Source organism: Rugamonas brunnea (assembly GCF_014042345.1).
Taxonomy (GTDB): domain Bacteria; phylum Pseudomonadota; class Gammaproteobacteria; order Burkholderiales; family Burkholderiaceae_D; genus Rugamonas; species Rugamonas brunnea.
This window is the reverse complement of the sequence record NZ_JACEZT010000011.1, coordinates 120818-135496: the sequence shown is the minus strand read 5'-3', so window position 1 is coordinate 135496 and position 14679 is coordinate 120818. Positions and strand designations below refer to the sequence as shown.

At 65.8% G+C, this 14679-nt stretch carries 13 protein-coding genes; 10 read left to right on the top strand and 3 right to left on the bottom strand.

Translation table 11 applies throughout. From position 1 onward, the window contains the following. The first annotated feature begins 45 nt into the window (after window positions 1–45). From H3H37_RS17150 to H3H37_RS17120, 7 genes are all read left to right on the top strand, one after another. Window positions 46–2883, top strand: coding sequence for a patatin-like phospholipase family protein (locus H3H37_RS17150; protein WP_182164688.1), 2838 nt, complete (start codon window positions 46–48; stop codon window positions 2881–2883). Window positions 2884–3003: 120 nt separating this feature from the next. Next, entirely contained in the window at window positions 3004–3504 is a 501-nt protein-coding gene (locus tag H3H37_RS17145; protein ID WP_182164686.1) for a hypothetical protein, read from the top strand. A 94-nt stretch (window positions 3505–3598) separates the two neighbouring features. Next, window positions 3599–4738 (top strand): cytochrome c oxidase subunit II, encoded by a 1140-nt coding sequence (locus H3H37_RS17140; RefSeq protein WP_182164684.1) that lies wholly within the window; start codon window positions 3599–3601, stop codon window positions 4736–4738. A 27-nt stretch (window positions 4739–4765) separates the two neighbouring features. Continuing rightward, window positions 4766–6532 carry a cytochrome c oxidase subunit I gene (locus H3H37_RS17135; protein ID WP_182164682.1) on the top strand — a complete coding sequence of 589 codons (1767 nt, stop codon included), beginning with the start codon at window positions 4766–4768 and terminating at the stop codon, window positions 6530–6532. After that, entirely contained in the window at window positions 6529–7164 is a 636-nt protein-coding gene (locus tag H3H37_RS17130; protein WP_229218891.1) for a cytochrome c oxidase subunit 3, read from the top strand. Before H3H37_RS17135 ends, H3H37_RS17130 begins: the two co-directional genes overlap by 4 nt. 54 nt (window positions 7165–7218) lie before the next feature. Beyond that, the gene (locus H3H37_RS17125; protein WP_182164824.1) at window positions 7219–7875 is read left to right on the top strand and encodes a heme-copper oxidase subunit III family protein; all 657 of its coding nucleotides are present in this window, start codon (window positions 7219–7221) and stop codon (window positions 7873–7875) included. A 7-nt stretch (window positions 7876–7882) separates the two neighbouring features. After that, window positions 7883–8197 (top strand): cytochrome C oxidase subunit IV family protein, encoded by a 315-nt coding sequence (locus H3H37_RS17120; protein ID WP_182164680.1) that lies wholly within the window; start codon window positions 7883–7885, stop codon window positions 8195–8197. Here the strand turns inward: H3H37_RS17120 and H3H37_RS17115 are convergent. Beyond that, a complete protein-coding gene (locus tag H3H37_RS17115) occupies window positions 8194–10335 on the bottom strand; it encodes an ATP-dependent helicase (protein WP_311197527.1) in 2142 nt (713 codons plus the stop codon). The two genes, H3H37_RS17120 and H3H37_RS17115, sit on opposite strands and share 4 nt — an antisense overlap. Window positions 10336–10585: 250 nt before the next feature. Between H3H37_RS17115 and H3H37_RS17110 the strand changes: the two genes are divergently transcribed. Further along, on the top strand, window positions 10586–11092 hold the full coding sequence (locus H3H37_RS17110) for an FxDxF family PEP-CTERM protein (RefSeq protein ID WP_182164678.1): 507 nt from the start codon (window positions 10586–10588) through the stop codon (window positions 11090–11092). A gap of 46 nt (window positions 11093–11138) precedes the next feature. On the opposite strand, the gene H3H37_RS17105 is transcribed toward H3H37_RS17110, so the two are convergent. Together H3H37_RS17105 and H3H37_RS17100 are read right to left on the bottom strand one after the other, a co-directional pair. Further along, window positions 11139–12224, bottom strand: a complete 1086-nt coding sequence (locus tag H3H37_RS17105; RefSeq protein ID WP_182164676.1) for a LacI family DNA-binding transcriptional regulator — start codon at window positions 12222–12224, stop codon at window positions 11139–11141. Between the two features lie 149 nt (window positions 12225–12373). Then, window positions 12374–12523 (bottom strand): hypothetical protein, encoded by a 150-nt coding sequence (locus H3H37_RS17100; RefSeq protein WP_182164674.1) that lies wholly within the window; start codon window positions 12521–12523, stop codon window positions 12374–12376. Between the two features lie 215 nt (window positions 12524–12738). Here H3H37_RS17100 and H3H37_RS17095 point away from each other — a divergent pair, with 215 nt between their 5' ends. Together H3H37_RS17095 and H3H37_RS17090 are read left to right on the top strand one after the other, a co-directional pair. Further along, a complete protein-coding gene (locus H3H37_RS17095; protein WP_182164672.1) occupies window positions 12739–13989 on the top strand; it encodes an Hsp70 family protein in 1251 nt (416 codons plus the stop codon). Window positions 13990–14013: 24 nt separating this feature from the next. Further along, a complete protein-coding gene (locus H3H37_RS17090; RefSeq protein WP_182164670.1) occupies window positions 14014–14643 on the top strand; it encodes a 3'-5' exonuclease in 630 nt (209 codons plus the stop codon). Window positions 14644–14679: the final 36 nt, after the last annotated feature.

Genomic DNA, 14679 nt, shown 5'->3' with positions numbered 1-14679 from the left:
CGTGGTATCGCTATCGCTTATTGCCAGCCGGGGAGGGCGGGTTAGATGGCGGACGAGGCACAGGACGACGGACTGGCGAGCCAGCAGCCACTGGATTTTGATGCGGTCAAGGCGCAAGAACACGCGCTGCTGGGCCTGGGAGCGGAGACGGCGGCCGATGCGCGTGCCACCCGGGGCGCGGGGTTGGCCTTGTCCGGCGGCGGCATCCGCAGCGCCACCTTCGGACTGGGTGTGTTGCAGGCGCTGGCAGCGCGGGGCTTGCTGAGCCAGTTCGATTACCTTTCCACCGTGTCCGGTGGCGGCTACATCGGCGCCTGGCTCAGCGCCTGGATACACCGGGCCGGGCTGGAGCAAGTGCAGGCCAGGCTGGGCGGCGTGGGCAGCGGCGGCGGCGCTGCGCCGCACACGCCGGAGCCCGAACAGGTGAGCTGGCTGCGCCGCTACAGCAATTACCTGACGCCCCGGGTCGGGCTGTTCTCGGTCGACTCGCTGACCCTGATCACCATCTGGACCCGCAACGTGACGCTGAGCCTGATTATCGTGCTGGCTTTCTTCGCCGTGTTGTTGTTGCTACCCCGGCTGGCGCTGCTATATGTGACCGGCGTGATCGATACGCCGCCCGTGGCACTCGGCTATCTGGCCGGCCTGATGGGCGCCGGCGTGTTTCCCGCCGTGCTAGTGGCCAATATGGTCGAACTGGAACGGCCGCCCGGCGTCGCCCGGTTCCGGCTCGGCACCACCCCGGTCGTGTGGTGGACGGTGCTGCTGCCGGGCGTGCTGGCCGCGCTCAGCGGCAGTTTCTGGCTGTTTGGACCGGACCAGTCCGACCGCGCCGCCACCCGCGCCGTGGCCCTGTGGTCGGCTGCCTTGCTGTTGCTGGTGGGCCTGGGCTGGTTGCTGTGCAAGTTGTACCACGCGCTGCACTATGCGCCCGTGGCCGCGCGCGCGCGGGGCGTGCGCGCGGCGCTGCTGGAATCGGCTGTGTTCCTGCCGTCGGGCGCGGCCGGCATCGGCGCCGGGATGGGTGTATTGGCCATGGTGCATGACCGCGCGGGCTGGGAGACGGGGCCGGCCCATGCGGCGGCCGTGCTGACGTTCGGGCCGGCGCTGTTCTTGCTCGTGTTTGGCGCGGGCGGCTCCATCTTCGTCGGACTGGTGGGCCGCAATTACTTCGAACGCTCGCGCGAGTGGTGGAGCCGGATGAACGCGTGGTTCCTCATCATCGGCACCGCCTGGCTGACGCTCAACGGCTGCGCGTTCTACCTGCCGGCGCTCACCCAGTGGGCCTACGGTTATGCGGGGCCGTGGCTGCGGGGCGTTGTGGGGGCGGGGTGGGTCGCCAGCATCATCGGCCTGCTGCTCGCGCCGCGCCAGGGCAACGGCGATCCGCGCCGCTATCCCCGGCTGCTGACGATCGCCAAGCTGGCGGCCGCCCTGTTCCTGCTGGGATTCGTGGCCGTCGCGGCCAGCCTCACCGATCTGCTGCTGATCAGCGCGGGCCGCTTGACGCGCGCCGCCGTGCCCCTGCCGTCCGGCGTGGCCGAGCTGGATTGGCGTGTGCTGGGGCCGCGCGGGGAGTTGAGCCAGCATATCGACATGGCCGGCACCATGCCGGGACTGGGCGCCTACGTGACGGCGCGACTCGATGATTTGCACGGCCTGTTGCAGGCGCAGGCCGGCCCCTTGCCGTTCCTGTGGCTGGCATTTGGCTGCGCGGCCGCCGTGTTGCTGGTGTTCGGCTTGCGGGTCGATGTCAACAAGTTCTCGCTGCACAATATGTACAAGACGCGCCTGATCCGCTGCTATCTGGGCGCCAGCAATCCGCATCGGCGGGCCCAGCCGTTCACGGGCTTCGACGACGGCGACGATATCGCCCTGTCCAGCCTGGCCAGCGGCGGCGCCGTGCAGCGGCCGCTGCACATCATCAACACGACGCTCAACCTGTCGCAGGGCAAGAATCTGGCGTGGCAGGAACGCAAGGCCGCGTCGTTCACACTGACGGCGCTGTATTCGGGCTTCGCGCTGGGCCACACGCAGGGGGTGTCGTCCGAGCAGAACGCCAAGGCGCGGCTGGTGCGGCCGGACCAGGCGCTGGCCGGCGGCGACGATGTGCTGGCCGGCTACCGGCCCACGCGCCAGTATGCGGCCAGCAATGGCGAGACGCGCGAATTTACGCTGGGCATGGCAGCGGCGACGTCGGGTGCTGCCGCCAGCCCCAACATGGGCGCGGCCACCAGTCCGGCGCTGGCGTTCCTGATGACGCTGCTTAACGTGCGCATCGGCCGCTGGAGTCCGAATCCGGCGCGCCAGCAGTGGATGCGCGCCAGTCCCCGCTTTGGCTTGCTGTGCCTGTTGCAGGAACTGTTTGGCTATTCCAACGATGAGTCCTCGTTCGTCTACCTGTCCGACGGCGGGCATTTCGACAACACGGGCATCTACGAGCTGGTGCGGCGCCGCTGCCGCCTGATCGTACTGGTGGACGCCAGCGAGGATGGCCGGCGCGGCTTCGACGACCTGGGGCGCGCCATCCGCCAGTGCCGGATCGACTTCGGGGTGGAGATCCGCATCGACCTGGCCGCCTTGCGGGCGGATGCGCCGGGCTTGCCCGCCTGCGGGCATGCGCGCGGCGAAATCCTGTACGGTTCGGGCGCGGCCGCAGGCGAGCTGCTCTACATTAAGCCGACCTTGTGCGCGGCGCGCCGCGAGCCGGTTGACGTGTTGAACTACAGCAGCAACCATCCCAGCTTTCCCCACCAGTCGCCAGCCGACCAGTTCTTCGACGAGAGCCAGTTCGAAAGCTACCGGCAGCTCGGTCTGCACATCGCCGGCGCCTGCCTGGACCAGCATGCGCACCTGCTGGCCAATGCGGGTGGCGGGCGCTGACGTTGCCGCACGATACGAGGCCGCGTATTTTGCATGGCTGGCATTTTGATCTAGACTGAGTCATAGACATCCAGGTGGAGAGTCTGGCGGCGCGGTGCTTGTCGCCGGGAGGAGATGGCCATGGAACTGCATATGCATTCACACCGCTGGGAAGCGCGCTTGCCGGACTGGGCGGCGGCCACGGCGGCGGGCTTTGGCGCCGGCGGTATCTTGATGCTGCTGGAAATCATCATGGCTGCCGCCACGGGGCGTGATCCGTGGTTGATGTCGCACATGATCGCGGCCATGGTGCTGGGCTGGGACGCGCTGCAAACGAGCGGTTACAGCCTGGGCATCGTCACGTGGGCGCTGGTGGTTCACTATGTGCTGGGCATGGCGTTCGGCGTCATGTTGGCAGCGCTGATCGCGCCATTCCACTTTGATTCCAGCACGGGCATGGCGTTGCTGGCGGGTGCGGTGTTCGGCCTGCTGCTGTATGTGCTCGACTTCTACGGCATGTCCGGCGCGTTCACGTGGTTCCGCGAGCTGCGGGGCTGGTCCACCGCCATCGGCCACATCGTGTTCGGGATGTCGGCGGCCTACATTTATTTGAAACTGGAGCGGCCTGACCAGGCTCGCTAGCATGACGGCGCAGCGCCGCCGGGTGGCGGCGTGCCGGGGCGTATTCATCGGGCCGCCGCGAGGGCGTGCTGGGATGCTGTGCTGGGATGCTGATATGGCGCTCCCCTGGGTGTTGATCTTGATCGTGGCGGGCGCCGTGGGGTTCCACCTGGCGAGCCCCTGGTGGCAGACCCCCGTCGCCTCCAACTGGCAGCAGATGGACGACGCGTTGATGCTCACGCTGTTCATCACGGCGGCCGCGTTCGTCCTCATCAACCTGTTTCTGGCTTATGTCGTCTGGCGCTTCCGTCACCGCGACGGCGTGCGCGCGGCCAGCGAACATGGCAACAAGGCGCTGGAAGCGTGGCTGGTCGGCCTGACGACGGTGGGCATCGTCGCGTTGCTCGCGCCGGGCCTGTCCGTGTACGCGAAGCTGATCCATCCGCCGGCCGACGCCATGGTGTTCGAGGTGCTGGGACAGCAATGGCAATGGCATTACCGGCTGCCGGGCAAGGACGGCAAGCTCGGCCTGACCGACGTGCGCTACATGAGCGCCGCCAATCCCTTCGGCATCAACCCGGACGATCCGGATGGCCAGGATGATGTGCTGGTGCAGGGCCAGGAAATCCACATTCCCATCAACCGGCCCGTGAAGGTGATGCTGCGGTCGCAGGATGTGCTGCACGACTTCTTCGTGCCCCAGTTCCGCACGCGCATGAATATGGTGCCGGGCATGGTGACGTCGTTCTGGTTCACGCCGACCAAGGCGGGCAAATTCGAAGTGATGTGCGCGCAGTTGTGCGGCATCGGCCACTTCAACATGCGCAGCTACGTGGTGGTGGACAGCGCCGAGGCTTACGCCACATGGCTCGCCGTGCAGCCCGTCTTCGCTGCCCGGGCCGCGGCGTCGGTGACGGGCGGAGGCGGGACGGCCACCCCTGCCGCCGCCGCTGTCGATCCGGTTCACCAGGGACGCCTGCTGGCGCAGTCGCGCGGCTGTGTGGCTTGCCACAGCGCCGACGGCAGCGCCGGCGTGGGACCGAGCTGGAAAGGCCTGTACGGTCGGATGGAGACGATGACCGATAGCGCGACGGTGAAGGTGGACGAAGCCTATCTGAAACAATCGATCACGGACCCGAAGGCGCGCGTGGTGCGCGGTTTTGCGCCCGTCATGCCGCAGCAGCAGTTCAGCGACGCGGACCTTGACGCGTTGCTGGCCTATATCAAGTCACTGGGCGGGCCGGCGGCGCACTAGCGGCCGGTGAGAAGCAGGGAGGACAGCATGGCATACGGCAGCGAACACGGGCCCCACAGTTTCTGGACCCGCTATGTGTGGAGCCAGGACCACAAGGTGATCGCCATCCAGTACACCGCCACGGCCATCGTCGTCGGCCTGGTGGGGATGATGTTGTCGGACCTGATGCGGCTGCAGCTCGGCTTTCCGGGCCGTTTCGCCTTCATCGACGCGCCGCGCTATTACCAGTTCGTCACCATGCACGGCATGATCATGGTGATCTACCTGTTGACGGCGCTGTTCCTGGGCGGTTTCGGCAACTACCTGATCCCGTTGATGCTGGGCGCCCGCGACATGGTGTTTCCGTTCCTGAACATGCTCAGCTACTGGGTCTACCTGCTGGCCGTGCTGATCCTGCTGGGTAGCTTCTTCGTGCCCGGCGGTCCCACGGGCGCGGGCTGGACGCTGTATCCGCCGCAGGCCATCCTGCCCGGCACGCCGGGCGTGGAGTGGGGCATCGTCGTGATGCTGATCTCGTTGCTGGTGTTCATCGTGGCCGCCACCATGGGCGGGCTCAACTACGTGACCACCGTGCTGCAGGCGCGCACGCAAGGCATGACGCTGATGCGCATGCCGCTGACCGTGTGGGGCATATTCGTCGCCACCATCCTGGCGCTGCTGGCATTTCCGGCCCTGTTCGTGTCGGGGGTGATGATGTTGCTCGATAAGACATTGGGCACCAGTTTCTTCATGCCCGCCATCGTCTCCATGGGCCAGCACCTGGCGCACCAGGGCGGCAGCCCCTTGCTGTTCCAGCACCTGTTCTGGTTCTTCGGCCACCCCGAGGTGTACATCGTGGCGCTGCCCGCGTTCGGCATCATTTCCGACCTGATCAGCGTACACGCGCGCAAATGCATCTTCGGCTACCGCATGATGGTGTGGGCCATCGTCGCCATCGGCGGGCTGAGCTTCGTCGTGTGGGCCCACCACATGTACGTGAGCGGCATGCATCCGTATTTCGGCTTCTTCTTCGCCACCACCACGCTGATCATTGCCATTCCCACCGCGCTCAAGGTCTACAACTGGACGCTGACGCTGTGGCGGGGCGACATCCACCTGACCGTGCCGATGCTGTTCGCCATCGGCTTCATCAGCACCTTCCTGATCGGCGGGCTGACGGGCCTGTTCCTGGGCAACGTGAGCGTCGACATTCCCTTGTCGAACACCTATTTCGTCGTTGCCCACTTCCACATGGTAATGGGCGTGTCGCCGGTGCTGGCCGTGTTCGGTGGCATCTACCACTGGTATCCGAAGGTGAGCGGACGCATGTTCAACGAGGCGTTGGCGCGGCTGCACTTCTGGGGGACGTTCATCGGCGCCTACCTGATCTTCTTCCCCATGCACTACCTGGGCATCCTCGGCATGCCGCGCCGCTACTACGCGTACGAGAATTACGCGTTCGTCCCGCCGTCGGCCCAGTCGCTGAACGCCTTCATCACCGTGGTGGCGCTGTTGGTGGGTGCGCTGCAATTGCTGTTCGTGTTCAATCTGCTGTGGAGTGCGCGCCACGGCAAGGTGGCCGATGGCAATCCGTGGCGCGCGGCCAGCCTGGAATGGCAGACGCCGGACACGCCGCCCCGTCACGGCAACTGGGGACCCGCGGTACCCATCGTCTACCGTGGCGCCTATGATTACGGCCACCAGGACGGCGCGAGCGACTATATCGCCCAGAACTGCGGCCCCGAGGCGGCGGACGCGCCGGAAGATATCGCCGCTCCTGCACCCGTGCGGCCGGATGGGGAGGTGCCGACATGACGACCATGCTCCCTCCGTTGCCCGATGCGGCGGCATGGCCGGGACCGGACCAGCAAGCCGTGCGGCGCGTCGGCCTGTGGGTACTGATCGGCGTGGTTTCCATGCTGTTCTTCCTGTTCGGCGCCGCCTTTGTGATGCGGATGGCCGCGTCGGACTGGCTGCCGTTGCCTGTCGTGCCGTGGCAGCTATGGTGCAGCACCACGCTGCTGTTCGTTGCCGGCGTGGCATGGCAACGGGCGTCGTGGGCAGCATCGCTGGGCTTGAAACGGGCGGCTGAACTGGCCGTCGCGGTGGCCGCAGGCACCTCCGTGTTGTTCCTGGGCGCTCAGTTGTGGGCGTGGCGCGTTTTGACCGGGCTCGACGTCACAGTGGCGGGCAACCCGGCCAACAGTTTCTTCTACCTCATCACGGGATTGCACGGCTTGCACGTGATGGGCGGGCTGATCGCGGCCGCGCTGGCCGCGCGGCCCTTGATCGTGGATGGCAGCGCCGGCCGGACCGTGCAGGCCAGCGGCGCCATCGCATTGTGCGCGCGCTACTGGCATTTCCTGCTGGTGCTGTGGCTGGCCATGTTCGCCATGCTGTTCCTGGTGACGCCCGCCGTGGTGCAAGCAATCTGCGGCAGTCCTTAGGCCGGGACGGCGCCGTTAGCGAGGTGAATTGTGAACGAGCATACGCAAGCAGACATGGCCGCCGGCTCAGGCTGGCGCGGCATGGTGGCCGACTGGTCCGGCGACAAGGCGGCGTTCCACGTGCCCTGGGGTAAGGCGATGATGTGGATCTTTCTGCTCAGCGACACCTTCATCTTTGGCAGCTTCCTGACCGGCTACATGTCGGTGCGCATCGCCGCCACGGCCGCCTGGCCCAACCCCAGCCAGGTGTTCGCGTTGACCATCGGCCACACCACCTTCCCGCTGCTGCTGATCGCCATCATGACGTTCATTCTCATCAGCAGCAGCGGCACGATGGCCATGGCCGTCAACTACGCCTACCGGCGCGACCGGGCGCGCTGCGCGGCCCTGATGCTGCTGACGGCCGCGTTCGGCGCGACCTTCGTCGGCATGCAGGCCTTCGAATGGACGGAACTGATCATGAAAGGCGTGCGGCCGTGGGGCAATCCCATGGGCGCGGCGCAGTTCGGCGCGTGCTTCTTCATGATCACGGGCTTCCACGGCCTGCACGTGTCGGCCGGCGTCGCCTACCTGTGCACGATCGCGCGCCGCGTCTGGCGCGGCCGCTATGAACGCAGCGGCAACTACGATGTGGTGGAAATCGCCGGCCTGTACTGGCACTTCGTCGATCTGGTGTGGGTATTCATTTTCGCCTTGTTTTACCTGTGGTAGGAGCATCATGGAGACACCCGATAGCCAGCAGCATCCGATCGGCCTGTACCTGAAGGTATGGCTGCTGCTGTTCGTGCTCAGCACGTTTTCTTACCTGGTCGATGTGTTCCACTTCACCGGTTATGTGCGGTGGACGTTGATCCTGGCGCTGATGATGGCCAAGGCGGGCCTGATCGTGGCCGTGTTTATGCACCTGCGTTGGGAACGGCTGGCGCTGATCGGCGCCATCCTGCTGCCGCCACTGTGCTTGCTGGTGCTGAGCGGCATGATGATGGTCGAGTCCGACTACACCTTTGTGACGCGGCTGGCCAATTTCCGCTAGCGCTTGAGCCAGCGCGCGAACGGTTGCAAGTCGCGTCCCGGCGGCACGAACCAGGCGCGCCGCGTCAAGTCGTATTCGGCGCCGAGCGCCTTGACCTGTTCCTTCTCATGGAAGGTGGCGGTCAGGTAATGGCGCGTGGGTACGGCGGCCGGCGGCGCTTCGTTGCGCAGCAGGGCCGCGTCGGCGGCGGCCGCACTGCCGGCCAGTTTCATCTGCGCGATGAAGGGGCTGCGCCGATCCGCGTCCTCGGGTGAAAGCAGGGTCAGGCGCGCTTTGGCGCGCGTGGCCGCCACGTAAAACAGGTTTTCCTCCTCGCGCCGCTCGCACAAGGGCTGGGGGAACTCGCCCGTCTCCAGGAACGGCAGGATGACGTGGGCAAATTCCTTGCCCTTGGCATTGGCCACGCACTCGATCAGCACGAAGTCGCGTTCGCGTTTGCGGCTGGCGAACGCTTCGCCGGCGTTAAGCGCGCGCCAGAACGCAACCAGCGTCTGGCCCGAGCGGGCGGCCGCGTCCACAAAACCGGCCACCGAGCGTGCCACCACGCTGGCGTCATACGGGCGCACGAAGATGCGTTTGGCCGCCGTTTCCAGCGCCATGCGTTCGCACACGGCGCGCAGCACCTCGGCCGCGTCGGCATCGGGCCCCACGCTGTTCAGGTAGGCGACCGTGTCCGTGACCAGGCGCTGGGCCGAGCCCTGCTGCTCGCGGTCGATGTAGGCGCTGAAGAAATCGCCGAGGACCTGCGGGTCCTTGCCGATGGTGTACTTGGCCTGTTCCATTTTCTGCGGAGACAGGTCGAGTTCGGCAAAGATGGCCAGCGCCTCCACGATCGCGGTGCGCACTTCATAGGATTTGACGGCGGCCAGGTCCTTGAGTGCGATGGCGATCATGCCGCGCAAGAACAGGATCTCGTCGCGTTGCAGATAGCCGGCCATTTCCGGTGTGCGGTAGCCGATACTGGCCTGCATCAGCGCGTTTTCGATGGCGATCGATTGGTGGCGGTCGCGGATCAGCACGGCGCAGCCATCGAGCGGCAAGCCATCGCGCTTCCATTGGGTGATGGCGGCCACCACCTTGTCGGCGCAGCCGGCGGCGCCTTCCACATAGTGGGCCTGGCGGATTTCCGTGTGCAAGGGCAGGCGCGATTCGACCGGCTTGTGCTTGAATTCGGCCATGGCGTATGCCAGGTGCGGGCCATGCCGGTAGCTGTAGGTGAGCGGATAGCGCACCAGTTGCGGATAGGCTTCCTTGAAGCGGCGGTTCAGGAAGCTGTCGCTGGCGCCCAGCTTGGCGTGGATCACCTGATCCTTGTCGCCCGCGCCGACGAAGAAGCATTGCGGCTGGGCGATCAGGGCGTTGAGGATGCGGAACGCGGCTTCGTTCAGGTCGTGGAGCTCATCGCAGACCACCACCCGGTAGGCCGGCAGGTCTTCCCCCACGCCGTCCGCGCCCAGCGCGCACGCCAGGTCGTAGGTGGCGTCGAACGGGCCGCGAAATTGCGCGCCCTCGCCACTGCCCAGGCGCAGCCGCTCGTATTCCGTGGTGAGCAGGTAGTCCGTGACGGGCACGTTGAGCAGGTCGGCCGCTTCCTCCACCCCCATGAATTCCACGTCCGCTTCCAGCGCCATGGTCGTCTTCAGGCTGAGCTGGACGTCGAGGAACTGGCTGAGCGCGATATTGTGCGTGCGCAAATCGAGGCCCTCCACGTGGCCGGCATACCGTTCACCCACGCGCTCAACCGCTTGCAGTGCATATTTCCGCAATTGCCGCAGCTGGGGGCAGGGCTTGACGTCATCAATGTCGCTGCGCGCCAGCAACTGGGTGGCGAAATCCTCGAAGGTCATGACGGCGATGCGCGATGCCGTCGCATGCGGGATGCCCACCTCGCGCAGACGCTGGCGCATCACGTCGCGCGCCTCGGGTGTGAAAGTCAGCGCCAGGATCTGTTCGGGGGCCAGCTTGCGCGCCAGGGCCTCGCCGATGCGGAGGGCCAGCGTGGTGGTCTTGGCCGCGCCGGCGTTGGCGTCGACCAGCACGATTTTGTTCTGGGCCAGCTGGATCGCCGTCTGTTGCGGCGTTGGGGAGATGCCCTGTGGCGTGAAGCGGGGAGCGTTGGTGTCGTTCATCGTGCGCATTATAACGGTCGCCGGCTGCATGCCTGGGGTGTGCCGCAGCGCCGGGCTGACATTGATGCAAGATTATTAATGCGGCATGATAAATAGTAATGCAATGTTATCGTAAGAATATGTTATACTTTCACCAAGTAGCGATTTGTCATGTTTTCTCGCCTGTTGAGAGGGCATATCGCGCAGCCACACCGTTCATCTTGACGCACGATCTATGAAAACTCCGACTTTTGCCCTTCGCGCCGCGGCGGGCTTGCTCTTGGCGGGACTGTTTACCGCCACGGCCGCATCGGCTGCGGCCACCACGCTGGACCTGAGCAGCGGCTACGCCACCTTCGGCCACAACTATGCCACCTCGACCGCTGGCTTCACGGATGAATACTTGTTTAATGTCGATGCGGGCACGCAAGCCTGGCTGGCTGGCACTTACACTGAAGGCAACAGCAACATTGGCGGTCACGTGCAAACCAATCTGGCGGTCCAGAACATTAGCTGGTTCAAGATCAACGACGACCAGTCGCGCACCAGCCTCGCCGGCAGCTTTGGCAGCGGCGGTTTCGGCTTGTACGCGCCGTTGATGGCCGGCCATTATGGTTTCGACGTTCTGGGTCGTACGCTGCTGGACAACCGTGGCGGCAACTACTCGGGCACGTTGAGCGTGGACGTGTCGCCGGTGCCGGAACCGGACGCGTTCGCGATGGCGGCCGTCGGGCTGGGCCTGATCTGTTTCCGGCGCCGTCCCACGGTCAATCCTAAGCTGGGCTGACCGCAGCGGCGCCCCATGGCCTGCCAGCCTGGGCCAGCGCGCATTGTCAGGCCGCCAGCATGTCCGGCGGCAACGGGGCGAGGCGGGCGGTGGCGCCTTCAATGAACTGCGCGCTGAACAGGCGCGGGTGAGCATCCGTGGGGCGGCCATCGATCTGGGCCACCAGCAGGTCGGCGGCAGCAGCCGCCATTTGCTCCATCGGCTGGCGCAGCGTGGTGAGGTTGTAGCTGAGCCAGTTCGACGGTTCCACCGCATCAAAACCAGCCACTGAAAGCTGGCCGGGCACGGCGAGGCCCAGTTCGTGGCGCGCACAATCGAGGCAACCGATGGCCATCACGTCGCTGGCGCAAATCACGGCGTCCGGCACCCGGCCCAGCAGGCGGATCGCGTCGCGCAAGCCGGTGCCCCCGCTGGCGTAGTCGTATTGGCCCGTCACCACGAGCGGGGCGGGCAAGCCCAGTTCTGTCAGCCGCTGCCATGCGCCGCGCCTGCGTTCCTGGGAAATAATGGAGTCGGTCGGTCCCTCGATCAGGGCGAATTGCCGGTGACCGGCGGCCGCCAGGCGCGACACCAGGGCGCGCGCCGCCTCCACCTGGTCACAGGTCACCGTGTGGGCCACCTGGCCCGGTGTGCGCCGGTTCAGCAGCACCAGCGGCACGCCGCGGCGACGGAACTCCACCACCTGGTCATCGCTGAGGCTGGCTACGGAAATGGCGCCGTCCACCTGGTATTGCCATACGTCGGCCAGCGTGCGGCCCACGTCCGATTCCTGGACCAGCGAAAACAGCAGCACCCGCTTGCCGTGCCGGGCGATCTGCTGGCTCAGGGCCGACAGGACTTCCGGATAGTGCAGATTGGAGGTGTTGCTGATCAGTACGGCGACCATGTTGCTGCGCCGCGTGATCAGGCTGCGGGCGGCGGCGTTGGGGATGTAGTCGAGACTGGCGGCCGCCTTCATCACACGCGCATAGGTGGCCTTGGAGACGCTGGCGCCCGGCTTGAAGCAACGCGACACGGCCGACTGCGAGACGCCGGCCAGCAGCGCCACGTCATAGGACGTGACGCGGCGTGCCGCCGGGCCGGCGGCGCCGGGTGCGTGATCGATGCCGAAGGGCGATGTGGTTTTTGCCATAATCTCATGAGGGCCGGCCGGACATGTGCTTGGCATGCCAAGGCCTGGTCCCGCAGCCGCGGACGGCCAAAAAATTTCTCTTAAGCATAACTTAACCTATTACTTCATGGCAATGGCCTGAGTGCATCTTTATATCAACTTGCGCCCCCTTAATCGGGCTGGTTGCCAGCGCTGCCGTCGGCGCAGCCTCCGCCGCAGCCAGCCAGGCTCAGGGGCAGAGTCAAGATCAGGCCCAATGTCAGGACGCTCATGCCGGCCTTGGCCAGGCTGGCCGCCGATGCGCCGCGTGCGAAGTCCATGCTCGCCTCCGTCTGTCGCTACAGTTGGGCGCGCGTGGGCGCCGGAACAGGCAGGGTAGTCCCGCTGCTGCGGGTGGGATTTGATCCGCGGCAATATCCGGCGTGGCGCGATGGCTGGCACGCCATGAGCGGGCACGACTATTTCCGCCTTAAAACCGGATCGGCGCCGCCATTTCTGCTAAAATGACGCCCCTTTATATTCGGGAAGGGTCGACATGGCCATTGCTTGCGGTGTCGATTTTGGCACGTCAAATTCCACTGTGGGTTGGGTGCGGCCCGGCCACCCCGTCATGCTGGGGTTGGAGGATGGCAAGGAGACCTTGCCGTCCATCGTTTTTTTCAACGCGGAAGACGACGACGTCAGCTTTGGCCGCGCCGCGCTGAGCCAGTATCTGGCCGGCTACGAGGGCCGGTTGATGCGCTCGCTCAAGAGCCTGCTCGGCACCAGCCTGATCGACGGCCAGACGGAAGTGGGCGGCCGCGCTTTGCCATTCCGCATGTTGCTGGCCCAGTTCATCGGCGAACTCAAACGCCGCGCCGAACTGGCGGCGGGGCGGGAATTCACCTCGGCCGTGTTCGGCCGGCCCGTGTTTTTCATCGACGACAGCGCCGCCAACGACCAGCTGGCCCAGGACACCTTGGCCGAGGTGGCGCGCTCGGTCGGCTTCAAGGAGATCGCCTTCCAGTTCGAGCCGATCGCCGCCGCCTTCGATTATGAATCCCAGATTAGCCGCGAAGAGTTGGTGCTGATCGCCGACATCGGCGGCGGCACGTCCGACTTCTCGCTGGTGCGGCTGTCGCCCGAGCGGGCCAGGCAGGCCGAGCGGCGGGACGACATCCTGGCCAACGGCGGCGTCCACATCGGCGGCACGGACTTCGATAAATACCTGAGCCTGTCTTCAGTGATGCCCCTGCTGGGCTATGGCAGCCGGCTGCGCAACAACAGCGAAGTGCCGTCCAGCTACTACTTCAACCTGGCCACCTGGCATACGATCAACCAGGCATACACCAAGAAAATGTGGGTGCAACTGGCCGATATCTGCCGCGACGCGGCCGAACCGGATAAGCTGGGCCGCCTCCAGAAGCTGATCGACCACCGGGCCGGTCACTGGCTGGCGATGCGGGTGGAGGAGGGCAAGATCGCGCTGTCGGACGCGGCCAGCGTGGCGCTGGAGCTGGACCGTTTGTCGCCCGCCACCACCGTCCAACTGGAGCGCCAGCAATTCGACGACGCCATCGGCCACCTGGTCACCTCGGTTGAGCAAACCGTGCTCAAGCTGCTGGCCGACGCGGGTGTGGCGCCCGACGCCGTGGACACGGTGTTCTTCACCGGCGGCTCCAGCGGCGTGCGCCTGCTGCGGGAGCGCATCACGGCGCTGCTGCCCGCGGCCCGCAAGGTCGAGGGCGACCGTTTCGGCAGCATCGGCGCCGGGCTGGCGCTGGATGCCGTGCGCAAGTTCGGCTGATTTTTCTGACTAAGGGAACACGCGATGCAAGTGTTTGACAAACCGATCGTCATGATCGACTTCGAGACGACGGGCCTGTCGCCCGACATGGGCGACCGCATCACGGAGGTGGCGGCCTTGCGCATCGCCGGCGGGCAGGTGGTGGAGCGCTACGTTTCGCTGATTAACTGCAATGTGCGCATTCCCGCCTTCATCACGGGCCTGACCGGCATCACCCAGGCCATGGTCGACAGCGCGCCGCCGGTGGCGCGCGTGGTGCCGGAGTTGCTGGATTTCATAGGCAGCGACACCTTGTCGGCCCATAACGCCAGCTTCGACGAGAAATTCCTGCGGGCGGAAAGCGCGCGGCTGGGCCTGGCGCCGGCCCACACGGGCCTGGTGTGCTCGCTCAAGCTGTCGCGCCGGGTGTTCCCGCAACTGGCCAGCTACAAGCTCGGCAATCTGTCCGAACAACTGGGTATCCGCTTCCGGAGCGCGGCCCACCGGGCCGAGTCCGACGCGGAAGTGGCGGCCGAGGTGCTGCTGCACATCGGCCGCCACCTGGACCGCCACTATGGCCTGGGGCCCGTCGATCCGGCGTTGCTGGTGTCGGTGAACAAACTGGCGGCCGCCAAAGTGCCTGCCTTCTTGCAAAAGCAAGCGCCCGCGCCTTGAGGGGCATCGGCCATTCGATACAAAAAAACGCGCAAA

Bases quoted from the DNA above. Each gene is read 5' to 3' on its own strand.
- H3H37_RS17145 (WP_182164686.1), top strand. From the start codon at position 3,004: ATGGAACTGCATATGCATTCACACCGCTGGGAAGCGCGCTTGCCGGAC.
- H3H37_RS17095 (WP_182164672.1), top strand. From the start codon at position 12,739: ATGGCCATTGCTTGCGGTGTCGATTTTGGCACGTCAAATTCCACTGTG.
- H3H37_RS17090 (WP_182164670.1), top strand. From the start codon at position 14,014: ATGCAAGTGTTTGACAAACCGATCGTCATGATCGACTTCGAGACGACG.
- H3H37_RS17100 (WP_182164674.1), bottom strand. From the start codon at position 12,523: ATGGACTTCGCACGCGGCGCATCGGCGGCCAGCCTGGCCAAGGCCGGC.
- H3H37_RS17125 (WP_182164824.1), top strand. From the start codon at position 7,219: ATGGCCGCCGGCTCAGGCTGGCGCGGCATGGTGGCCGACTGGTCCGGC.
- H3H37_RS17140 (WP_182164684.1), top strand. From the start codon at position 3,599: ATGGCGCTCCCCTGGGTGTTGATCTTGATCGTGGCGGGCGCCGTGGGG.
- H3H37_RS17120 (WP_182164680.1), top strand. From the start codon at position 7,883: ATGGAGACACCCGATAGCCAGCAGCATCCGATCGGCCTGTACCTGAAG.
- H3H37_RS17105 (WP_182164676.1), bottom strand. From the start codon at position 12,224: ATGGCAAAAACCACATCGCCCTTCGGCATCGATCACGCACCCGGCGCC.
- H3H37_RS17115 (WP_311197527.1), bottom strand. From the start codon at position 10,335: ATGCGCACGATGAACGACACCAACGCTCCCCGCTTCACGCCACAGGGC.
- H3H37_RS17135 (WP_182164682.1), top strand. From the start codon at position 4,766: ATGGCATACGGCAGCGAACACGGGCCCCACAGTTTCTGGACCCGCTAT.
- H3H37_RS17150 (WP_182164688.1), top strand. From the start codon at position 46: ATGGCGGACGAGGCACAGGACGACGGACTGGCGAGCCAGCAGCCACTG.
- H3H37_RS17130 (WP_229218891.1), top strand. From the start codon at position 6,529: ATGACGACCATGCTCCCTCCGTTGCCCGATGCGGCGGCATGGCCGGGA.